18 protein-coding genes are annotated in these 21,807 nt (G+C 43.9%); 8 read left to right on the top strand and 10 right to left on the bottom strand.

Features of this window, described 5'->3' with window-relative positions; genetic code table 11:
* Window positions 1-181: 181 nt before the first annotated feature.
* Window positions 182-1,765 carry an ATP/GTP-binding protein gene (locus ACED53_RS19475; RefSeq protein WP_017101286.1) on the bottom strand — a complete coding sequence of 528 codons (1,584 nt, stop codon included), beginning with the start codon at window positions 1,763-1,765 and terminating at the stop codon, window positions 182-184.
* 508 nt (window positions 1,766-2,273) lie between these two features.
* Between ACED53_RS19475 and ACED53_RS19470 the strand changes: the two genes are divergently transcribed.
* Both ACED53_RS19470 and ACED53_RS19465 read left to right on the top strand, forming a co-directional pair.
* Window positions 2,274-2,783 (top strand): hypothetical protein, encoded by a 510-nt coding sequence (locus tag ACED53_RS19470; RefSeq protein ID WP_017052153.1) that lies wholly within the window; start codon window positions 2,274-2,276, stop codon window positions 2,781-2,783.
* Between the two features lie 36 nt (window positions 2,784-2,819).
* Entirely contained in the window at window positions 2,820-3,305 is a 486-nt protein-coding gene (locus ACED53_RS19465) for a GNAT family N-acetyltransferase (RefSeq protein ID WP_029225527.1), read from the top strand.
* A 564-nt stretch (window positions 3,306-3,869) separates the two neighbouring features.
* Here ACED53_RS19465 and dgcA read toward each other — a convergent pair.
* The 4 genes from dgcA to ACED53_RS19445 form a co-directional block, all read right to left on the bottom strand.
* The gene (dgcA, locus tag ACED53_RS19460) at window positions 3,870-4,856 is read right to left on the bottom strand and encodes an N-acetyl-D-Glu racemase DgcA (protein ID WP_017101284.1); all 987 of its coding nucleotides are present in this window, start codon (window positions 4,854-4,856) and stop codon (window positions 3,870-3,872) included.
* A gap of 57 nt (window positions 4,857-4,913) precedes the next feature.
* The gene (dgcN, locus tag ACED53_RS19455) at window positions 4,914-5,921 is read right to left on the bottom strand and encodes an N-acetyltransferase DgcN (RefSeq protein WP_017101283.1); all 1,008 of its coding nucleotides are present in this window, start codon (window positions 5,919-5,921) and stop codon (window positions 4,914-4,916) included.
* A gap of 91 nt (window positions 5,922-6,012) precedes the next feature.
* The gene (locus ACED53_RS19450) at window positions 6,013-6,903 is read right to left on the bottom strand and encodes a LysR family transcriptional regulator (RefSeq protein ID WP_017101282.1); all 891 of its coding nucleotides are present in this window, start codon (window positions 6,901-6,903) and stop codon (window positions 6,013-6,015) included.
* A 151-nt stretch (window positions 6,904-7,054) separates the two neighbouring features.
* Entirely contained in the window at window positions 7,055-7,891 is an 837-nt protein-coding gene (locus ACED53_RS19445; protein ID WP_017101281.1) for an SGNH/GDSL hydrolase family protein, read from the bottom strand.
* Window positions 7,892-8,169: 278 nt separating this feature from the next.
* On the opposite strand from ACED53_RS19445, the gene ACED53_RS19440 reads away from it, so the two are divergent.
* The gene (locus ACED53_RS19440) at window positions 8,170-10,224 is read left to right on the top strand and encodes an alpha-amylase family glycosyl hydrolase (protein ID WP_017101280.1); all 2,055 of its coding nucleotides are present in this window, start codon (window positions 8,170-8,172) and stop codon (window positions 10,222-10,224) included.
* Between the two features lie 111 nt (window positions 10,225-10,335).
* Here ACED53_RS19440 and ACED53_RS19435 read toward each other — a convergent pair whose 3' ends face one another.
* Window positions 10,336-10,848, bottom strand: a complete 513-nt coding sequence (locus ACED53_RS19435) for an RNA methyltransferase (protein WP_009846247.1) — start codon at window positions 10,846-10,848, stop codon at window positions 10,336-10,338.
* Window positions 10,849-11,121: 273 nt separating this feature from the next.
* Here ACED53_RS19435 and ACED53_RS19430 point away from each other — a divergent pair, with 273 nt between their 5' ends.
* Window positions 11,122-12,783, top strand: a complete 1,662-nt coding sequence (locus tag ACED53_RS19430) for a methyl-accepting chemotaxis protein (protein ID WP_017097657.1) — start codon at window positions 11,122-11,124, stop codon at window positions 12,781-12,783.
* 141 nt (window positions 12,784-12,924) lie between these two features.
* Here the strand turns inward: ACED53_RS19430 and ACED53_RS19425 are convergent, their stop codons facing one another.
* Both ACED53_RS19425 and ACED53_RS19420 read right to left on the bottom strand, forming a co-directional pair.
* Window positions 12,925-13,794: a LysR family transcriptional regulator gene (locus ACED53_RS19425; RefSeq protein ID WP_009846245.1), complete on the bottom strand. Its 870-nt coding sequence runs from the start codon at window positions 13,792-13,794 to the stop codon at window positions 12,925-12,927.
* Between the two features lie 319 nt (window positions 13,795-14,113).
* Window positions 14,114-15,751 (bottom strand): methyl-accepting chemotaxis protein, encoded by a 1,638-nt coding sequence (locus ACED53_RS19420; protein WP_029225526.1) that lies wholly within the window; start codon window positions 15,749-15,751, stop codon window positions 14,114-14,116.
* 258 nt (window positions 15,752-16,009) lie between these two features.
* Here ACED53_RS19420 and ACED53_RS19415 point away from each other — a divergent pair, with 258 nt between their 5' ends.
* Window positions 16,010-16,435: a DUF3010 family protein gene (locus tag ACED53_RS19415; RefSeq protein WP_009846243.1), complete on the top strand. Its 426-nt coding sequence runs from the start codon at window positions 16,010-16,012 to the stop codon at window positions 16,433-16,435.
* 265 nt (window positions 16,436-16,700) lie between these two features.
* Here the strand turns inward: ACED53_RS19415 and ACED53_RS19410 are convergent, their stop codons facing one another.
* Window positions 16,701-17,600 carry a DMT family transporter gene (locus tag ACED53_RS19410; protein WP_017101278.1) on the bottom strand — a complete coding sequence of 300 codons (900 nt, stop codon included), beginning with the start codon at window positions 17,598-17,600 and terminating at the stop codon, window positions 16,701-16,703.
* Window positions 17,601-17,722: 122 nt separating this feature from the next.
* On the opposite strand from ACED53_RS19410, the gene ACED53_RS19405 reads away from it, so the two are divergent.
* Both ACED53_RS19405 and ACED53_RS19400 read left to right on the top strand, forming a co-directional pair.
* Window positions 17,723-19,153, top strand: a complete 1,431-nt coding sequence (locus tag ACED53_RS19405; RefSeq protein WP_017101277.1) for a PLP-dependent aminotransferase family protein — start codon at window positions 17,723-17,725, stop codon at window positions 19,151-19,153.
* A gap of 251 nt (window positions 19,154-19,404) precedes the next feature.
* Window positions 19,405-20,568: an amino acid permease gene (locus ACED53_RS19400; RefSeq protein ID WP_012601109.1), complete on the top strand. Its 1,164-nt coding sequence runs from the start codon at window positions 19,405-19,407 to the stop codon at window positions 20,566-20,568.
* Between the two features lie 152 nt (window positions 20,569-20,720).
* Here the strand turns inward: ACED53_RS19400 and ACED53_RS19395 are convergent, their stop codons facing one another.
* Window positions 20,721-21,158, bottom strand: coding sequence for a MarR family winged helix-turn-helix transcriptional regulator (locus tag ACED53_RS19395; protein ID WP_029223898.1), 438 nt, complete (start codon window positions 21,156-21,158; stop codon window positions 20,721-20,723).
* A gap of 127 nt (window positions 21,159-21,285) precedes the next feature.
* Between ACED53_RS19395 and ACED53_RS19390 the strand changes: the two genes are divergently transcribed.
* Complete coding sequence (locus ACED53_RS19390; protein WP_012601111.1) at window positions 21,286-21,708, top strand: organic hydroperoxide resistance protein; 423 nt, start codon at window positions 21,286-21,288, stop codon at window positions 21,706-21,708.
* Window positions 21,709-21,807 lie beyond the last annotated feature (99 nt).

Genomic DNA, 21,807 nt, shown 5'->3' with positions numbered 1-21,807 from the left:
AATGGCACTCTGCTAAGTGTAGACTGGCAGAGAGGGAGTGGATTCCATACATCAATTTAGAGTCGTTACTCTCAACATTTTTGAAGTTTGTGATATGACCTAGTTTTCTTGATGTATCATTGGGTGGTTTGTTGTTTAGTTCTGACAAACATGGATAGGTTCCCAGAAAACCTATTCATATCTATACTTCGAGTTCCTCATCGGCTTGTTCATTTTCATTGGCAAGAATCCCTTTTTCTTCTAGTTTTCTCTCTATCCAAGAGCTTACTTCGCCAACATATGCTCTCCATTTTTCAGGGTTACTATGTTGAATAGACTCAAGAACACTCGCTTGGATGTCTCTTTTTGTGCAGTATTTCTTTAGTTCAGCATAATATCTATGCCAATCAGGCAAATGGGCAATCTGCCTTGATGCAGCTAAAAGAGATCGATTTCTATCGTCTTCTTCAACCTCTTCTAACCACATCTTGTGGTTGTATTCTGGAGCCGCTTTAGTATTTTCAGGCGGATCATATTCCAAAACAAATTGTCGTACCTGTCTAAGGGCTTCGTTTCGGAAGCCTACAGCTTGCTCATCTTGACCAGATAAGTATTTCCCTAATTTGCGTAATCGCTCATCATCAGCTTTGTCAATGTCTCCATCGAGTACACACAAGACATCATCGATAGGTTGCTCAGATAATAATAATCCAGCTAATACAACATAAGCATTATCTCCAGCACCAAAATATGAAACAGAGACGTAGTCTTGCCATTGTTTTTCTTCTAGCAGTAGATCTAGCGTCAGTTGAGCAAGATCATCTTCCACGTAGATTTTGAGTAACTTTTGATTTAACCCTGTGAGTTGGTTAAAGATTCGTGGATCAAGGTTAGGTAATGTCATTACGTTAGCACCCGTATTCCAAATACCACAAATGTTTATACGATCTCTAAAGTCCGTTACTGTTTCTCTGTGAGTTGTGAATACAATCTCCAAGTTCAAACTTTCAGCAGCAGAAATCAAAACATCTACTAACTTTGAAAAAGCGCTGGAATGCAGCAAAGCCTCTAGCTCATCAATTAGCACGACACCGTTTTTGAGTTCGGGTGAAAAAACTTGCCGTAGTATCTCTACAACTCTTTTCTCACCAGCACCCATAGTATGCTCGCTGTATATTGTTCCATTTTGACCTAAGCCCCAAAACGTTTTTGTTCGGCTTTTGCACAGTACAAGAGAGTCATACTTACGGCCCAGCACGTATGACATTTTATCAATGATGACTTGTTTTTTAGGATGGTCTAACTCTTGGGTTTCATATTTTGCAAACCTGCTAGCACCTCTATTATCTGCAAGAGTAGGTAGGTTCTGTAACCCTATGTATTGGCTTGGTCTTTCAGGACGTCGAGCATAAATAGGTCTCCATCGGTTGTTTTTCCCATAATCAACGGTTGAGTTGACAGGTTTAGATGTTCGCTTTTTAGTATCAACTTGGGTGTACGAATGACTTAGAGAAAATTGGGTATCTGTCCATGTTGAATGCGTGTGTGGAGTAAAGAAATCTTTGAATCTGTTATCTGGTTTAGATGACGCCCCTATTGGTTTGAAGCAACAAGCCAGCGCATGAAGAATGCTGCTTTTTCCCGAACCGTTTACCCCCATAATGGCTGTCACTCTATGGGGAGTGAAATTGATCTCACAAGCGTTAAGGCCTTTCAATTTAGCGATTACAAGCCTATTTAGTCTGAAATCTTTTCGAACTATGTTTGTGGGATTCTTTGGGGGCATGGGTGTACTCTGTATGCAAATGGTTTTTCATTATACAACCTTATGTAATATCAGGAAATACGCCCGTTGGACTGTTTCAGGTAACCAAAGTACTTGGAACAGAAAAGCCTGAGTAGCACCATCAAGAACGAGACAGTGAGTCAAGCGAATTTGGCCTACCTGAGATAATCCGAGCTTCGCTAACTTAGCAAATGCTGTAACTCGTCTCTGCCCCTTTTCTTCTTAACGCAATTACTCAGTGGCGGATCGTGGCACTGAAATCGCAGTACTTTTCCTTATGGCTGGCAGCTAAAAAGCGGTGCTCAAAAACTCCCATTTCCTTTCATTTTTCTTGGTAAATCATATTTGGCATTGGTGCATGAGTATTCATTAATTGGTTAAGAAATCAGTATCAAATTCCCTACCTATGTAAAGCTTGCCACCAAGATGCGATAGCCATAGAATGTCACCACATAATAAATGCTATATAAAACAATCAATTATCAACGTTAAGCGTGGTGAAGAGTAAATGGAAAAGGTTCTTATTATTGGTAACTCTGGATCAGGAAAAACATGGCTATCTTCAAGGTTAGCGAAACGATTAAGGGTGAAAGAGATCAGCCTTGACTCGATAGTTTGGGAGTCTGGAGGTTACAACCAAAAACGTCCTCAGAAAGCAGTCGATGAGGAAATGCATAAGCTTAATATACAACCTAAGTGGGTAATCGAGGGTGTATTTGGGACTTTGGCTGAGAAGCTTGTTGGTTCGGCTGATACCTTAATATTTTTGGATATGGATTGGTCTATCTGCAAAAGCTCTCTGTTATCACGAGGCTCTGAAAGCTCAAAACAGTTGGATAGCAGATTAGCTGAGAAGAACTTCCAAGAATTGCTCACATGGGCTGCTGAATATTCAACACGGGAGTCTAAAAGTTCATGGTGCTTCCACCATCAAATTTTTGAATCGTTTTCAGGTGAGAAGTTTCGGTTTACGCAAAGAGAACAAGTACATGAGTTCCTTTCTGCCTATCAAAATTAACGATGTATCGGAGTTAAGATTAAACAAGGTGATTCTTTGATTTCAATAAGAAAAATGACACCTGAAGAGTTTACAGGGTATCGAGAGTACTCTAACGAATTCAGAGGTAGAGAGTTATCTGAAGCACATCAGGTAACGGTTGATGAAGGCATCAAGCTAGCAAACAATGAGTTGGATGATTGTCTACCATTTGGTTTAGAGACAAGAGAAAACTATCTTTTGTGCATTGAGGCAATACGTGCAAGAAAAACAGAGGTTGTAGGTTATCTCTGGTATGGGTACAAGTCGGGAGACACCTCAGCGTTTATCTATGATATTCAAATATTTCCTATTTATCGTGGGAAAGGATATGGAAAACATGTTTTTGGATTGCTTGAACAAACACCGACGCTTCAAGGTGTAAAGCAATTAGAATTACTCGTTGCTTCTGACAATAAGCGGGCATATAAGCTATATACCGAGCTTGGGTTCAGAGCTACAGGCATAAATATGGTGAAACAAACGAGCAATGAGCGAATTTAAAACTATTGTTGAGTGCGCAAGGCCTGAGTTTGTGAGTAACTTGAATGTGAGCAGGTCTCAAGACCAGGGGATCTTAGAGGTCTATATAGAGATTAAGACCTTATCTGGGCATATAACCGTAACACTGTCTGGTTTTGATGATCTTAGTGAGGCAATTAGCCAGATACTACTATCTGAACATTTTGTAATTTCAGAAGAGCTACATACAGGCAAAGAATTCGGGACAGTTAGAATCGAATGCTGGGAAGATGCTAGCTACTCTGAGTATTGGTGTGACTCAGCTACATTATGTTCATAGCCTAACCAGACAAACGTAATCATTAATTATGACGTGCTTGCTTAATTAATATGCAGTTTACGATTTAAAGAAGCCTGTTGCGCAACGCATGGAACTGTCCAGTTCCTATCAAAATCGCCACCTGTAGCAACGGTGGCATTCTGCTTTTTGGGATACAAAAAGTTATTCAAGGATAGCTAAATTAGAAAAGTCACTGACAAAGTTCTGTCCAAAAGTTCGCGTGCCTACCTATAACCTGCATCATCAATACTGAACGCTAAGCCACCTTAAAGAATGATCATCCCATCTTGATAAGTCAGTGCTGGCGAAACGTCTTGGCCAAGTAATACAGGACCATCAAGGTCGACGATTTCAGATTGAACCGCAATAGGCAGCGCCGCTCGCATCGCCAATGAGGTGCCTAGCATACAACCCGACATCAGAGTAAAGCCGAGCCTTTGAGCTTCTTCAGCAAGAACTAATGCTTCAGTCAAACCACCGGTTTTATCGAGCTTGATGTTGACCATTTCATACTTGCCTAACAAAGATGAAAGTTGCGAAGTGGTATGACAGCTTTCATCAGCACACAGTGGGATCGGGTGATTGATATGTGCCAGTGACGCATCATGTTGTTGCGGCAAAGGTTGCTCGATCATCGCGATATCAAACTCAGTAAGTTGATTGAACAACTCTTCGAGATTCAACCCTGTCCACGCTTCATTAGCATCCAGTACAATCTGAACATCGGGTGCCGCTTCTCGCACTGCACGAACACGCTCTACTACCTGCTCGCCATCAAGCTTCACTTTTAGAAGTTTCGCACCATTCGCCACATAATCTCGTGCTTGGGTCGCCATCGCTTCTGGTGTGCCAATGGAGACTGTCATTGCAGTAACGATTTGATTGGGTAGCTCAAACAAGCTATTTGGAAACATCTGGCCGTTCTGCTGCGCTTCAAAATCCCAAAGCGCACAATCGACCGCATTTCGCGCTGCCCCTCCGGTCAATAAAGACTGAAGATGATCTCTTAGCTCTGCCGGATCGGTAACGCCTCGTGCAAATATAGCTTCAAGTGCGCTAGACGCTTGTTGGATTTGCGCTAACACAGACTCCGATGACTCGCCGTATCGTGGGTAAGGCGTACATTCGCCTTGAGCTTGTATGCCACCATGTTCAATGTAAACACGAACAACGTGACACTCAGTTCGGCTGCCACGAGAGATGCGAAAAGGCGTTTGCATCGCGATAGTAATGGGTTCTGCTGTAATCTTCATAATTTCACTCGGTTGATGTTCGCTTTAACAAATGGAAACGTAGAAATGATGAAGTCGTTAAAGTGAATGTCGCAAATGATCAGTAATGTGTTGTACACCAAAACGAACCGGGTCCGTCACGGGTACTTGATAAAGTGTGGTCCATTCTTGGCATAATGTCTCAGCGTCTTCAGTGCTAATCGCCGACGTGTTCAAACAAATGCCAACCAATTTCACGTCTGGATTGGTCAATCGCGCGGCTTGCAAGTTAGCTTCGATCGTCTGTTCAATCGTTGGCAATTGCGCATGAGGAAGGTTGCGAATATGTGGTCGCCCAACTTCATGACACAGCACCAGAGCATCAGCTTGTGCGCCATGTAAAAGACCCAAACTCACGCCTGCAAACGAAGGGTTAAATAACGAACCTTGGCCTTCAATGATGTCCCATTCGTGGTCGGTAAAATCGGGGCTAATCGCTTCAACCGCGCCGGAAATGAAATCCGCGACCACAGCATCAATCGAAATCCCGCTACCTTCAATCAAGATACCCGTCTGCCCTGTCGCTTTAAACTGAGCTGACGTTCCCGCTTGTTTAAGCGATTTTTCAATGGCCAACGCCGAGAACATTTTTCCTACTGAGCAATCGGTTCCGACCGTAAGAAGGCGCTTACCCTGACGAGGCTTACCGTTACCAACGTTTAGATCACCATCAAAATGGCGTACATCATGAAGCTTAGTCAATCCATGTTGCTGCATGTCAGCAAGCGGTGAAAATTCACTCAGTCGTTGGTGCATGCCAGATGCAATCTCAAATCCCATTTCTGCAGCTTCCATTATGGTTGGCAGCCAAGAGTCAGGAATAACACCACCAGGGTTTGCTGTGCCAATCACTAGCGTTTTCGCGCCCTGTGCTTGCGCCTCTTGCAAGGTCATGTCCGTTAAGCCAAGAGAGACCGTACCGCCTGTTAAGCGAAGCTGACCTAGGCAGATTTCTGGTCGCCATTGGTGAATACCACGGGCTGTTTTTGCGGCAAGTGGGTCGGTAACATCCCCAAGAAAAAGAAGGTAAGGTTGAGCGATAGACATGAGTATTCCTAATTAATAAATCCTTGTATGGGTTTACTTTAATTAAGAACTTAGAAACTGCCGAATACCAATTTATGGCGAGCCTATAACCTTAAGTTATAGGCTGAGTATGGCTCTTCAATGAAGCGATAAATTGCTTAACGGAAATCGACTGAGGGGTGTGCTCTGCGCAAAGCATCGAGACCGAAAATTGGATATCCGGCTGCAGTGAAAGCACACAAACCGAGTCGTCATTTTGATACTGCTCTGCCGTCCACGGATCCACAATCGCAAACCCCGCTTGATGCTTCACCAGTTCCGCCGCCGCGCTATATCCACGCACAGATATCGGATGGTGATAATGCTCATCTCGCGCAATAAGGCTTTGATGTAACAGGAGGCCTAATGGATCGCGGCTATCAAGCCCGATGATTGGTAAGGGATAATTGATCAGGTCATCAAGGGTTAATTCCGTCGGTAACTGTTCAACAGTGTGGGATGGAACCAGAACCTTGAGGGATTCAGTTAAGAGCGTTTCACTTAATATGGCAGGCGGTGTTTCGTCCCCAAATGCGATAGCAATATCAAGCTCATGCTTTAACAGCCCAGCACACAGTTCATCACGGTTTGTAGTCAGCAACTCAAAAGAGAGCTCTTGTTCGCGAGACATTTGGGCTATGACCGGAGTCAGCAATTTGGTCGCCAGTATCGGTGGTGCACCAATACGTAGGTGCTGATGTCCTTGCTTAACCTTATTCGTCAAAGAACGAAATTGACCTAACTGCTGATACACCTTTTCCGCTTCTGGCAGCAAGGTTCTCGCTTCAACCGTTGGCACCAACCGACCTTTGACACGCTCAAACAATCCAAAACCAAGTTGTTGCTCTGTGTGTGCCAGAATACGAGTCACATTAGGTTGTGACACATGCAGATTACGCGCAGCCCCAGATACGGTTCCGGTTTGCATAATGGCGTAAAAGACTTCCAACTGTCTTAGGTTCACATTGATGTCCTTATGGTTCGCGAAACAAATCTAGGGGTTGGCTTTTCTTGTATTAGCTAAGCTGTTTTTCGGTCTAGCTGTTTAATTAGCTGTCTGTCTATTTATCTACTTGGCTATTTCGCTATTTGGCTATTTGGCTATTTGCGTGAGTTTATTTTAGTAACTCAGCTATCGTAGGTTGAAGAACCTCAGCCCAAGCTTGGTAAGCCTTCGCATTCAGATGCAGATCATCACATGAGTATTCATTCGATAAAAGCTTATTAGGTGACAATACTGAATTCACATCTAAGAACGCAATGTCTTGCTGGGAACAGTACTCGCTTATTTTGCTATTAAGCAGCTCCACCGATGGGTTCAAACCTTGCAGTTTAGAGCCAACATAAAGCGTTGATTGCACCAATATACGAATATCGTTTTCTTGCCACACTTCAAGCATATCAATGTAGTTCCGGTAGATATGTTCGACATCATTACCCTGAGCCAAATCGTTTATCCCTGCCATAAAGCACACCAGCTTTGGCTTCACATTCAACGTGGTATCAATACGGCGCAACATGCCAGTTGTGGTGTCACCCGCTAAGCCACGGTTGACCATCGAAACATCGCGAAAGATATCCGCCCAAGGTGCCCATTCGGTGATCGAATCACCAAACATCACTAGGTCTGCATTTGGGGAAAAATGGCGGTGATTGTCCGATGTCATGATGTAACGACTCATACTGTGGCCTCGTTGCTGAATCTCAGACTGAAGAGCAACCGCTTTGAGAATATCACTGTCCGGTGTAGTGCTATCAAATTGAGCCAGCAACCCTTCGATGTGAGGCTTAAAAGGGCTAAGACGAGTGCTCAGTTGGTGGTGTTCTTTAAGGGAAGATAACCTCTCTAGTAATGCATACAGAGAGCGGTTTTGACCAACTTCTTGGAATAACTGATAGAGATCGAGGACAGGGTGTTGCTGCAGCGCGGCAAGTAATTGCTTGTCTTCCATGGTGTTATCTAACCCTTCAATTATCTAATGATGAACCCAAGATAATATCCGATTGCTTACGGGATAGATAACATTAGAAACAGAGAATGACTTAATCTCTACAAGGCTGGTTACATACCGCATAAAAATATCTTCCTGTACAAATCTCGTTCCGACTCAAAAATCAGCACTTCATCATAATATGTATAAGAAATTAGCCACATATTGTGACCTCAGTCTCTCAGCCTACCGTCTACTCCTATTGCCACTATTTAACGGAGGATTTATAGAATATCAGGATGGTGAATAATAGGTTAAATCATAATAATAAGGACCTTTACGTGAAACTTTCTCTATCCAATACCGCGTTGGCCGTTACCGCCATCCTACTTGCAGGTTGTCAATCTGCACCTGAATCAGTTCAAGAACCGACAGCATACCAATGCCAAACGAATACCGACGTGAATGACTTGAGGATCTATCAAGTGATGGTTGAAAGCTTTGTCAGTGGTGATGACTCAATTGGTCATGGGACAGGCTACGGAACCAGTCACCATAACGGAGACATCCAAGGTATTATCGACTCACTTGATTACATTGAATCTCTTGGCATGAACGGCATTTGGCTAACCCCAATCTTTAATTCAGAGCCTATCGAAAACCAAGACCATTGGGCCGATAGACTGGATGCAACCGGTTATTTTGCCACCGATTATTTCAATATCGATCCGAGATTCGGCACGATGGAAGAAGCTAAAACCTTAGTTGAAGAAGCGCATGCTCGAGGGCTTTATGTCTTCTTTGATGGCGTATTTGGCCACCACAAAAAAAACGTAGTGCCGTCACCAACAGGTAAGCTGCCCCAAGGAGAGGATAATCCAGTCTCATACCCTAAGAGCCTAGCCTTCTATCAAGAAGTTGCCGAGTATTGGATCAAAGAGCTCAAAATTGATGGTTGGCGCTTAGATCAAGCTTATCAAGTGCCAAAAGAAGCTTGGAGTCAAATCAGAGAAACGGTAGACACCGCATCTTCTCAAGTCGAATACGTAAACAGCGAAGGTAAAACCGTGAACCCTCTGGGTTATATGGTCGCGGAAATTTGGGCAGGCGAGAACCGCATTATTGAAACCGGCTACGGTTCAAATGAAGCACCAGCCTTATGTTCTGCGTTTGATTTCCCGATGCGCTACCGCCTGACGGAAACCTTTGCTGTAAACGAAGCTGGCGTGGGGAACAAAGGTGGAGAGTGGCTTGCAGAAGGCATGTCTTTACATTCGTTATACCCAGACCACGCAAAGCCAAATTTAATGATCGGTAACCATGACCTTGTGCGCTTTGGTGACTTATTACAGCGCGGTGATATCGCTTCTCCACAAGACAAAGAGTATTGGCAGCGCTATAAAGCGGCATTTTCATTCCAAGCAGCTTATACCGGCCCAATTACGACCTACTATGGGGACGAAATAGGCGATCAACTAGAAGGTTTTGCAGACAAAGTATGGACTGATGACTGTGCTATTAATGGTCTGTGTGATGATCACGTAGCCCGTACTAGCGGTAAAGTAGAAGGTGTCACAGCCCAACTCAATGCGCACGAAAAAGACTTAAAGCAATACGTGACAAACTTGATGAAACTGAGAGAAACGCACCCCGCTCTATCACAAGGTAAACGTACAAACCTGATGGCCAATGATGTCGCCTATGTCGATCACAAAGCCTATGAAGGCGATGCTGTTGTCTACGCAGTGAACGTTACCAACAAAGAACAAACCATAAAACTAACCAAAGAAAAAGTCGGCTCCATAGCTGATCTGACGGATATTGAATCCAAGCAATCGATCTCAGCTATTGATGGCCACTACTCTATCGTTCTAAGCCCATTTGAAGCTCGTTTCTTGTCGATAACACAGCCCAGTGAAAAAGGGCCAATTGCGGCGATACTAGCGACAGGAAATGAAGTTGGACAAGGCTTCATGGCTCAATGTGACAATCCAACAATAAAAGCTGAAGGCCCTATTTCGAGCCCGCTTTATGTGGTTGGCAATTTTGCTGATTCAGGTTGGAAACACGTGGGTCAACGAGAGTTTGAATATAAAGGTGACAACACTTACCAAGTCGTCACCACTGAAAAACCGGGCAGTTATCGCATGCAATATGCATCCAAGGCTTGGTCACCTCAGTTCACAGCGGATGGGCTTAACCTAAAGTTAGGACAGCTTAACTCGTTAATTAAAGGTGGTTACGGTCAAGATACCGCTATCACTATTCGTAATGCTGGGCAGTATGTATGGAGCTTACAATTCGATGATGCGGGGCAACCATTAAAAATTATGGCTTCCAAATGTGCTGAATAGCCAAACCTAAGATCCGAGATCAACCAAGTAAAAACCCCTTATTCCTACGAATAAGGGGTTTTCTTTAATCTGCATTGGATATTAAGAGACCAGACACGATTAGAACGATATCTACCCCTGCTTCACTTGCAGGTGATTACGATTATCGCGGCTTTTCTTGATCAGCTCGTTGCTCTCGTCCATTTCATCTGACTTAGCAAGGCGATCATAAAGTAGCACATTCACTGTTGCTGCTAGATTCATGCAACCAACAGTTGGTACATAAACAACATGGTCAGCTCGGTCAGCGACATCTTGAGAAATAGAACCATCTTCAGGCCCAAAGATATAGATAGCGTTCTCTGGGTGTTTAAAACGTGGCAGTGGTGTCGCACCCTCAGCCAACTCCACACATACGATCTTAGTTTCTGAATTAAGGTTATCTAAAAACGACTCGACACCAGTAAGCGGGATAGTGCGCGTTGCACTCTTGGTATCGGTGTGAAATTTTGCAGCTTTGTCGTAGCGTTGCCCTGTGTATTTAACTTCGTCGACTTGGTAGCAACCCGCCGCACGCATAACCGCGCCAACGTTTGTCGGGCTCTTTGGGTTAGTTAAACCAATAGTCACATGGCTTTTGTTCATGAATCTTTCTCACTTAACGAATAGACATAGCAGGGTGCTACAAAGCGTCGCATTCTACCAAAGCAGCGCCAAATTCAAAAGCATCGAAACGAACGGCTCTTTTTACAGATAAGTACTTAGTTGCACCACCTATCACTTCAAAACCTAACCGCCATCATATTTATCAAACAAAAAGGTTTTAGGATAACAATTCAACAACAAGTCCGTTTACATTTCGAAACCACATTAATAATGTGTTGAAAATTGCCTGAGACAATCACATAGGAAGTGCTAATGACCCTCACCATCAAAAACCGCCTTTATATTCTCTCTTTTATCCCTTTGCTACTAATGGCAATTGGGATGATGAGCGTGACGTATATGAAGAGCACTGAGCTAACCGCACAACAAGTAGAATCGACGCGTAGCAATATGATGGCGATGAAAGAAAAGGAACTCAAAGCGTACCTGCAAATGGCTCAGTCTTCGATATCTCCTTTCTTAGAAAAAGGTGCCACGCTTGAAGAAGCATTACCCACATTAAAAACTCTAGAATATGGTGAATCTGGTTATATTTTTGGCTACAGCTCTAAGGGTGTAAGAATCGTCATCGGACAAGGTACCGATGGCATTGGTAAAAATTACTACGACCTTCAAGACAAACAAGGCAATTACCTAATCCAAGACCTGATTAAGAACTCAAAAATTGGGGAATTCACCACTTACTACTTTCCTAAGCCAGGTCAATCCATTGCGTTACCAAAACTCAGCTATTCAATCTTTATTCCACAATGGGATTTAATGCTTGGAACTGGGTTTTATACTGACGATATTGACGCCGTGATCAGCGACATGAAAGAGAGCTCGAATGCTGCACTACAAAGCTCACTGACTGCCATTGCAATTTTCTGTGGCTTGATTGCCTTAGTGGTAGCGGTTTTCGCTGTTGCAGTGAACCGTACCATCATGCAACCACTCGAGCAATTTGACCGTTCAATCAGTGCCTTTGCCAGTGGTGAGGCCGACCTAACGGCTCGAATGGAAACCTTCAAAGCGCCTGAGTTCGCCAAACTTAGTGAGAACTTTAATGCCTTTGTTGCTAGCCTACAGACCATCATTCGTAGCGTGAGCGATGTGGGTCAGCAAGTTGTATCAGAAACGAGCAGCATGTCTTCTCGCGCAGCTCAGGTCGACGAGATAGCAACAGGTCAACGTGAAGAGACAGAACAAGTAGCAACGGCGATGACCGAGATGACGACAACTGCGCAAGAGATCTCAAGCAACGCAAGCCAAGCCGCTGACTCAGCTAAACTTGCAGAGAACAATGCAAAAGAAGCTCAGCAAATAGTCAATGCTGCTGCAGGTTCCGTAGCAGACCTTGCAAGTGAAGTATCAGAAGCAAACACTGTGGTATCTCGCCTTGAAGGAGATGTACAGAACATTTCATCTTCACTGACTGTCATTCAAGATATAGCGGAACAGACCAACCTATTAGCACTAAATGCCGCGATTGAAGCCGCGCGAGCTGGTGATCAAGGCCGAGGTTTTGCGGTAGTTGCGGATGAAGTTCGTAAGCTTGCAAGCCGCACACAAGAGAGCACGGGCGACATTCACAAAATGATCCAACAGCTAAAATCCGCTTCAGATGCCGCGGTGAAAGCAATGGATTCGAGCCAAAGCAGAAGTGCTCAAACGGTAGAAGAAGCGAACGCAGCAGCTGCAGCACTTGCTAAAATTCAAGATTCGATTGATACCATCATGGACATGAACTCACTGATTGCGACGGCGACTGAACAACAGAATATTGTTGGCCAAGAGATATCTCAACGCATTGTTGTGATTTCAGACCAAAGTTCTCAATCGGCATCGCTAGCAAACCAAAACCGTACAGGTAGCCAAAACCTAAACAGCCGAGCAAACGAGTTGTACCACTTGGTTGATCGCTTCACGGTTTAATGCTTAATGCTTAGTGCTTAGTGCTTAGTGCTTAGTGCTTAGTGCTTAGCAAGTAAAAGCTATAGAACATCAATAAAAATGGGCTTCAGAATCTTTGTTCTGAAGCCCATTTTCTTGTCTATAATGTCTTGCCAGATAGAACTAGTCTAATTGCTCAGACAAGAAGTCGACTAACAAGCGAACCTTTGAAGACAAATTACGGTTCTGTGGGTAAAGCGCCCAAATCCCCTCTTTATCGTCTCGGTAATCAGATAACACCTCAACCAATTCGCCAGACTCAAGATCTTCACTCACGTAATATTCTGGTAGCTGCACTAAGCCAATACTCTGTTTCGCTGCGTCTTGTAAGGCTAAGCCACTGTTACATTTAATGCGTCCATTAACCCGAACTGAGCGAGGTCGCCCATTTTCTTTAAAACGCCAATGCTCAAAGCCGCCGACTAAACATTGATGATTGCTCAACTCAGAGAGTGTATGCGGTTCACCGTAACGTTCAATGTATTCAGGACTGGCGCACACGTAGAGTTGGCGTTGAGACAGCTTCTTTGCCACAAGGCTCGAATCTTCTAAGCGACCAAGACGAATCGCGACATCGACACCCGAATCAATAAGGTCGAGCTTTTGATTGGTCAACATCAGCTCAAGTTCGACTTGTGGGTGGAGCTTTAAGAACTGATGAAGTATCGGGGCGAGTTGACGCTCACCATAAGTCACAGGTGCCGTTACTTTCAGTAAACCTTTTGGCGTGGATTGCATCTGCGTGACGGCTAACTCAGCAATTTCTAAACCCTCGACCAACAACTTACATTGCTGATAATAGAGTTGCCCAGCCTCTGTTAGAGAAACCTTACGAGTCGTTCGATTGAGTAGTTTTACTGCGAGGCGTTCCTCGAGATTTGCCACTCTACGACTGATTTGAGCCACTGACGTAGCGAGTTTCTGTGCGGCACCAGTAAAGCTTTCGCGCTCTGCCACTGCAACAAACTCACTTACCCCTTCCCAATTGGCCATGCCTCTACCCTATTTTGAACTATGGTTACCCATACAGTGTATTGAAGATATAGATCAGTGTCACCTAGCTTAATATGCACCGTGCACAACAAAGGCCTTCATTGCAGCTAATATCGCATTACCCACAAAGCTCCAATTGACCCAATCTACAAAGTTCGAACCGACCTTGTATTACAAATACTATTATCAAAAAATACTCGTATCCAAAAAGAAAGCCCGCACTCATTAAGTACGGGCCTTATTATTGTCTATTACAGATGCGTGAGGGTTAAAACTAGAAACGATTAGCCACTCACTTTTGCCTGTTCAATCTCAAAGATTACACTTCAAACTGAGAAACTAGGCTATCAAGTGCTTCACACTGTTCTGCTAGTGAGATGCATGCGTTCTCTGCATTGTTTGCCATCTCAACCATTTTCATTGTGCTTTCCGCGATACGTTGAACATTCTGGTTCACTTCTTCAGACACCTGAGACTGCTGAGAAGCCGCTGTTGCGATTTGCGTATTCATCTCATTCATCTTGCCGATTGAGTTACGAATCTCGCTCAATGATGAAGCTGCAGTGCCCGCTTGAACAATGGTTTTCTCTCCACTTGCCTTGCTTTCTGTCATCACGCCAACGGCATGTTTAGCGCCAACTTCTAAGCGTTCAATCATTGATTGGATTTCACCCGTACTGTCTTGAGTTTTGCTCGCAAGCGCACGGACCTCATCAGCAACTACCGCAAAACCACGACCTTGCTCACCAGCACGCGCTGCTTCAATCGCCGCATTCAATGCCAATAGATTGGTTTGCTCTGCAATGCCTTTGATCACGCCAAGAATAGAAGCAATGTTCTTCACATCAGTATCCAATTCCTGAACCACACCACCTGCATTCTCGATATCGTGCGCAAGGCGTTCAATTGAAGTTACGGTTAAGCCCAAAGTGCTGTCTGCTGATTCCACTTCATTGTTCGCAACGTTACTTGCGGTTGCCGCATCTAACGCGTTACCACTTACCGTTTCACTGGTCGCTTGCATTTCATGAACGGCAGCCGCGACTACTTCACTTTCTTTCTGTTGATTCGAAGAAAATTCAGCCACATTCTGCGTTATTGATTTGATGTTTTCCATCTCTGCACGTACGGCATTTGATGTCAGAATCACTTGTTCAACAGTGGTATGTATCTTACTAACAAACTTGTTAAACGCTGAACTTAAACGAGCAATCTCATCAGAACCTTCAACTTTCATTCGCTGAGCCAAGTTACCGTCACCCGATGCGATTTCATTCATCGCTTTCTCTACGCTCTGAATCGGCTGAACGATAAAACGGTTCGATAACCACATCGAAAACAAAGCCGCAAGTACCGCCACGGCCATACCTACTTCGATGATCAGCTTACTTTCTTCAATCGAGTCATTAGCTTGCTGGCGAAGCTCTTTTTGTTTTACTGCAATCAGCTCTCTAATATAGCCGAGTTGATCGTGAATGATCGAAAACTCAGCGTCTAATGCTGGCGAGTAATCTATGTTGTATTGAAGAGCATTGGCAGGATCTGCAAACATTGGTTCATGCAATGCTACCCACTTTTTCATCGCCTTTACCAGTTTCGCTAGCTCGTCTTGAGAAGATGAGTCTAAGACACCTGCGGTATATAGAGTTTGGACACTCTCAAAGCGTGGAACGGCTTTGTAAGCGTTGTCTTTGAATTCGAATTGTTGATATTCAATTGCCTTTTGATCTTTCGCAAGCAACAGGCCTTGGGCAGATGCAATGACTTGATAGATATCTCGATACCCATCTTCTAGGTTGTCGAGAACCGGTTGAACCACATTATTGAGCTCATGGTTAATCGCTGCTTGCGCGTTAGATTTAATCACGTTAAGCACAGTAACAGTTGAGAACACAATCACGATAACCATTAGAGGGATCGCAATTTTACTCTTAATAGAAAGGTTTTTGATATTCATAGAGGGTTTATAACCACACATTAAATAGGGACGCGCGCATAATATACAGTATCGATAAAAAAGCCAGCTATAGTTTTGTGAATCTCATCGCATATAAAACTAGACGATGAAAACGAGTGCTTCGCATTTAACCAGACGTCAACCTGAAAAAGTTAAAGTGGACAATATTGAATTTATTTACCTTAGACATGTTCTATTACTGGAGAAGTCATCGAAATAACACCATAATATAGGGCTCTAAAATAAGTAGGTAAGAACATGAAAATTTGTGGTGTTGAAATCAAAGGTAACGATGCAGTCATCTGTCTTCTATCTCTATCAGACGGTGTATTTAACATTCCTGATTGCCGAGTTTCTAAAGTTGCTATTAGTGACGCAAACGACACACAGAATATGAAAGATTTTCAATTTTCTTTTGCAAAGTTAATGGAAGATTACCAAGTAGAAAAAGTGGTAATTCGTCAACGCCAAACTAAAGGCAAATTTGCCGGCGGTGGCTTCGGCTTCAAACTAGAAGCGGCAATTCAGTTGATCGACGGCCTAGACGTAACCGTTGTATCTCCGAATGAAATCAAAGAAAGCCTTAAGCGCAACCCTCTTATGATGAAGTTCAAAGAAACAGGCCTTAAGCAGTACCAAGAAGCACCGTTTACCACGGCTTACGCTTGTTTAATGCAGCGCTAATCAATAGTCGCTAGCCAATATTGATACAGAAAGAGCCTGAATATTCAGGCTCTTTTTTGTTTCTAGCAATCTATTTCAAGTCGAGTTATACCAATCACAGTAAGTAAGTGATCAAAAATAGCGTAGGAAAAAAGCTTGAGAACAAGGCAGAATTTTTCGATAAGTAGTTATTCTACAATCAAAAATTCTAACGAAGTTATCGAGATTTTTAACAAGCTAGGGTGACCAGTTAGTTACTACGATTGGTGTAATTTTGGTAGACACATTACCTCTCTAATGCTGTTCGTCTACGGAACTTAATCAACTCAGGCTTTTTCACCACCAGATAAACAGCGGTCGCTGACAACGCGAAGCCTATTGCGCCATAAATGTCGAATGACTCTCCAAAAATGAGCCACGCTTGAATGGCAGTTGTGGGTGGAACGAGGTAAAACACCGATGCCACACTTGAAGAAGCGCCATGCTCTACCATGTAAAGCAGCAATAGAATAGCAATGCACGATAGAACAATCACTAGCCAAGCCAGAGTTAACGTGAACTCGATAGTCCAGTTCACCTGCATAGTTTCGTAACGCATTGCGAACGGTAGAAACAACGCAGCAGAAGCCAAGTATTGCACCATCGCACCGCCGACCATATCTGTCCCCTGACAGAAGCGCTTCTGATACAAAGTGCCGCAGGTAATACCCACCAAAGAAACCAAACACAATAACGTTGCCAGGCCTTTTTGGTCGTCTGACTGCCATTCAATATTGCCCATCAACACCAAGCTAATACCCGCAAAACCGAGCGCTAATCCCAGCCACTGTGCAAAATTAAAACGCTGTGAAGTACAGCTGATCATTATCAATGCCGTCAGAATCGGTTGTAAGCCAACAAGTAGAGAACTCAACCCGGCGGGCATACCCATATCGATCGCGAGATAAGTGCCACCAAGGTAGAAGCCATGAATCAAAATGCCCACCACACAAGCGTGAAAAAATGCTCGACCACGAGGAATACGACGCTTAAGGATTGCAATCAAAACCAAGAATAGCGCCACGTTGGCTACCATCCTAAGTGAAAGTAACGTTGCTGGTTCAGCGTATTCAACACCAAGACGAGCGCCAACAAAGCCTGACGACCACAATAATACAAACACAAACGGAATCATTTTAATCAGCATTACAAACCTCTGGTCAACTCTTCATCAATGCTGTTACCTTAGTTGGGTACAGATAACTAATAAAGATACAGATATAACACTTTAAATGGTTACAGATTAAGTGTGAGTTACAAGGGGGAAACGTGGAAGCAGAACTCAGCGGCAATAAATATCTCGCGATAGAACAACACATTAAGGCTCAGATCGATAAAGGGCTCTTTCACCCAGACGACCGCTTGCCTTCCATTCGTCAACTCAGCGAACAACTCGGAGTGAGCAAAAACACCGTAATTCGCGCCTACCAAGAACTGGAAGCGACAGGCTGGGTTTATTCTGTGCCTAAATCAGGCTATCGTGTGAAAGCACCGAACACCACCATCTGGGATGCACCGAGCCAGCCTCAAAAAGTCGATCTGCTTTCAGTGACTAAATCGGTTCTCTCTCGCCCAAAAGGCCGTCTAAAATTGTTGGCAGGTTCAGCACACCCGAATATCAACAACCCGGCTATTCGTAGCTTGTACGCCGAAATCGGTCGCCATAGCCGTTTGCAAACTCAACTTCCGGGCTACTATCAACTCCCTCCCGGTGACGAGCAATTAGTAAAGCAGTTGCTAAAGATCACCCATGATCTAGGTGTTCCCGCGGGATCGAATGAAATTGCAATTACACATGGTGCTCAACAGGCGATCAGTCTGGCTTTACGTGCATTAACCAAACCGGGAGACATCGTGGCGGTCGAGTCGCCCTGTTACTTCGGCAATCTGCTTTTACTTGAATCGCTTGGCTTGCAAGCACTAGAAATTCCAAGCAGTGTTAGCCACGGCATTGATATTCCATCACTACAAAGTTCGTTGAACAAATGGGAAGTAAAAACCTTACTGCTAACACCAAACTTTACCAATCCAACGGGTTCACGAATGCCATTGGCTAACCGAAAGGCATTACTGGATATCTCCGGATCTTTACCGATTATCGAAGACGATGTATTCGGTAGCTTGGCATTCGACACACCCATTGCCAGCCTCAAAGAGCTTGATGACCAAGATCGAGTCATTTACGTCAACTCTTTGTCCAAGACCTTAGATTCTCGCTTGCGTATTGGCTGGTTACTCTCAGGTCGTTACCAAGCTCAAGTTGAAAAATACCTGTTATGCGACAACATGGGCAGCTCCAATTTAATGCAATCCGCGGTGGGTCAATTTCTCACTACCGGTAAATATCGCAGCCACTTATCCAAAATGAAGCGGCTCTACCAAACCAATCAAAAGCAATTTCAAAGCCTGTTAATACAAGCACTAGATAGCTATCCTCACCTTGTCGGGCAATACCACCTATCAAAACCGGAAGGCTCTTTTTTAAACTGGATAACACTGCCAGAGTCGGTCGATAGTTATGCCGTCTACCAAGATTGTTTAAAGCACAAATTGGGAATATTACCTGGCACAGTATTTGGGACAAACGATCAATATAAACACTGCTTGCGCTTCACGGTAGCGAACATCGAAGAGAGTAAAGAGTGGAAAGAAGGGGTTGTGACACTAGCGAAAATAATCGCCAAACATACTTCTTTCTAATCGAATATTTCTGACTGCTAGATCATTCAACAATGAATAAACGTTAACTAAAACAACCAATACAATCACCAAGAAAATGCGTCAAACGATCACAGATAATACTCCGAAATACCTTTGTAAGTTTTTTAGAAAAATTCAAAAATAATTAGAATTTAACCCCTAACTTTACTGAGTATTTTGTTAGTCTTGGAAACAATTATTTACAATCCAAACAAAAATTAATTGGATCGCTAGAGGTTGTTTTTTTGAATATGAAATTATTCGGCAGTTCCCTAATCCTTTCGGGAACTGCATTAGGGGCTGGCATGCTTGCTATTCCCATGGTGTTGGCCCAGTTTGGCTTCATGATCAGCTCAGTGCTGATGCTACTTATCTTTATCGGCACCACTTACTCTGCACTCCTACTGGCAGAAGCGTGTACCAAAACGAAAGACAACAGTGGCATGAGCAGTGTTGCTTACCTCACTCTGGGCAGCAAAGGTAAACACTTTATCAATGCACTCTTTTACCTGCTGCTGGTATGCATGCTGATCGCCTATATCTTGGGTGTTGGCGACATCATTCATAAGCTATTGCTCGACGTCGGCGTAGACATCTCTGCATCCGCTGCTTATACCGTTTTCAGCCTATTGATGGGTGTGATTGTAGTCGCGGGTAAGTCTTATATCGATAAATTAAACCGTGGTCTATTCATCATGATGGTGGTAATGCTGTTTATTGTAATTGCCTCTCTGTTTAGCAATATCCGTCTAGATTACCTAACTCAAACTAGCCAATACACGGCCAATGACGTGGTGCAGTACAGCGCGGTTATCTTTACCAGTTTTGCCTCTATGGTGGTGATCCCGTCACTGGTTATCTACAACCGCGAAGCGACTCAAAAGCAGATCCGCAATATGATTCTGCTAGGCTCAGTGATACCACTAATCTGCTACCTAACTTGGTTGTTCGCGATTATCGGTAACCTTGGTACAGACGCGATCAGCCAGTTCCACAACATTTCAGAACTGATCTCAGCATTTAGCGGTCAATCTGCTTGGTTAAAAGTCGTGATTGCGCTGTTCTCAGCGCTAGCACTGGTGACCTCTTTCCTTGGTGTATCCATGGCGTTGTATGACCAAAACAAAGACGCAGTCACCAACAACAAAGCATTAGCTTATGCTCTGACCTTTGTATTGCCTTTGGTATTAGCAGAGCTGTTCGCAAGCCAGTTCGTGAGCATGCTGGACTATGCAGGCATGGTGTTGGTGTTCCTAGCTATCTGGGGACCACTCGCAATGGTGGTTAAGGTTCGTAGGCCTGACTTCCCTCACCTACAAACCGAAGGCAGCTATACAGCAGCCGGTGGCGATACGGCACTGATGGCAACATTCGGTTTTGGGGCTTTGATTTTCGTATCTTGGTTTATGGGATAAATCCCAATTGAATACACTATCTGCTGCCATTTAAACGACAGCAGATACAAAAAGCCCGTTAGTCTTACTTGAATTAGCAATCGCAACTAATTAACAGCCGAACTAACTGGCTTTCTTATTTTCTGATTACCATGGCCAAAAACTAAAAGTGCTTACTTGGTCAAATTGCCAAGCAATTGCTCACACTGTGCTTTTAGCGATTTAAGCTCATCTTCATTCATCTTAGAAAGACATAGCATTTCAACTGGCACGGTCTGCGCTTGCTCTTTGAGCTCTACCCCTGCAGGCGTCAGTGTAATAACTCGAACTCGTTCATCTTCAGCACTGCGAGTTCTAAGCACGTAACCTTTCGTTTCCAAGCGCTTGAGTAAAGGCGTCAACGTACCTGAATCCAAATGCGTTTTTGCGCCTAGGGCTTTGACATTTATCTCTTTTTCTTCCCACAGCACCATCATCACAATGTACTGCAAGTAAGTAAGGTCAAGCGCTTTCAGTAAAGGTTGATACGCTCTACTCATTGCATTCGATGCACTATACAGCGCAAAACACACCTGATTATCCAGTTTTAGATAGTCATCTTGGTCGCTCATGATCACCTCACCAATAAATTAAATTGTGCACAATATACTTGCGCGCTCGAATTTTATCAATTAAGCTAGCTTTAAAATTAAGTTGCACGCAATCTAATTTTGCACAACTCAAACAAGGACTAAGACAATGACAACACTCTACACAACTTCTGCTACAGCTACTGCAGGTCGTAACGGCCAAGTTTCTACTGATGACAACCTGCTTTCAGTGGCGTTGAGCTACCCTAAAGAGATGGGCGGAACAGGTGAAGCGACAAACCCTGAGCAACTGTTTGCTGCGGGCTACTCTGCGTGTTTCTCAAATGCTCTACTTCATGTAGCTAAAGAGATGAAAATCAAAATCGCATCGGCGCCAACGACTGCAACAGTCGGTATTGGACCAAATGAAAACGGTGGCTTTGCTTTAACTGTTGCTCTATCGATTGAACTGGATCTAGAGCAAGAACAAGCTGTGACGCTTGTGAAAACGGCGCACCAAGTTTGCCCTTACTCAAACGCGGTTCGTGGCAACATTGATGTGAAATTGTCGGTTAACGGACAAGCGCTTTAGCCGCTTCATCCCCCCTCCCGCTAAAAAAATGTCCCGCACTAGGCGGTAATGCCGATCAGTTAAAGCCAAAGTGATCGGTTGAAGGATCCTTCCGAGCTG

This window comes from Vibrio sp. 1F169 (assembly GCF_041439605.1).
Classification (GTDB): domain Bacteria; phylum Pseudomonadota; class Gammaproteobacteria; order Enterobacterales; family Vibrionaceae; genus Vibrio; species Vibrio tasmaniensis_A.
This window is presented reverse-complemented; position numbering and strand designations above follow the sequence as displayed.

Bases quoted from the DNA above. Each gene is read 5' to 3' on its own strand.
- ACED53_RS19420 (WP_029225526.1), bottom strand. From the start codon at position 15,751: ATGAATATCAAAAACCTTTCTATTAAGAGTAAAATTGCGATCCCTCTA.
- ACED53_RS19390 (WP_012601111.1), top strand. From the start codon at position 21,286: ATGACAACACTCTACACAACTTCTGCTACAGCTACTGCAGGTCGTAAC.
- ACED53_RS19445 (WP_017101281.1), bottom strand. From the start codon at position 7,891: ATGGAAGACAAGCAATTACTTGCCGCGCTGCAGCAACACCCTGTCCTC.
- ACED53_RS19430 (WP_017097657.1), top strand. From the start codon at position 11,122: ATGACCCTCACCATCAAAAACCGCCTTTATATTCTCTCTTTTATCCCT.
- ACED53_RS19395 (WP_029223898.1), bottom strand. From the start codon at position 21,158: ATGAGCGACCAAGATGACTATCTAAAACTGGATAATCAGGTGTGTTTT.
- ACED53_RS19415 (WP_009846243.1), top strand. From the start codon at position 16,010: ATGAAAATTTGTGGTGTTGAAATCAAAGGTAACGATGCAGTCATCTGT.
- ACED53_RS19470 (WP_017052153.1), top strand. From the start codon at position 2,274: ATGGAAAAGGTTCTTATTATTGGTAACTCTGGATCAGGAAAAACATGG.
- ACED53_RS19440 (WP_017101280.1), top strand. From the start codon at position 8,170: ATGGTGAATAATAGGTTAAATCATAATAATAAGGACCTTTACGTGAAA.
- ACED53_RS19400 (WP_012601109.1), top strand. From the start codon at position 19,405: ATGAAATTATTCGGCAGTTCCCTAATCCTTTCGGGAACTGCATTAGGG.
- dgcN (WP_017101283.1), bottom strand. From the start codon at position 5,921: ATGTCTATCGCTCAACCTTACCTTCTTTTTCTTGGGGATGTTACCGAC.
- ACED53_RS19425 (WP_009846245.1), bottom strand. From the start codon at position 13,794: ATGGCCAATTGGGAAGGGGTAAGTGAGTTTGTTGCAGTGGCAGAGCGC.
- ACED53_RS19410 (WP_017101278.1), bottom strand. From the start codon at position 17,600: ATGCTGATTAAAATGATTCCGTTTGTGTTTGTATTATTGTGGTCGTCA.
- ACED53_RS19435 (WP_009846247.1), bottom strand. From the start codon at position 10,848: ATGAACAAAAGCCATGTGACTATTGGTTTAACTAACCCAAAGAGCCCG.
- ACED53_RS19475 (WP_017101286.1), bottom strand. From the start codon at position 1,765: ATGCCCCCAAAGAATCCCACAAACATAGTTCGAAAAGATTTCAGACTA.
- dgcA (WP_017101284.1), bottom strand. From the start codon at position 4,856: ATGAAGATTACAGCAGAACCCATTACTATCGCGATGCAAACGCCTTTT.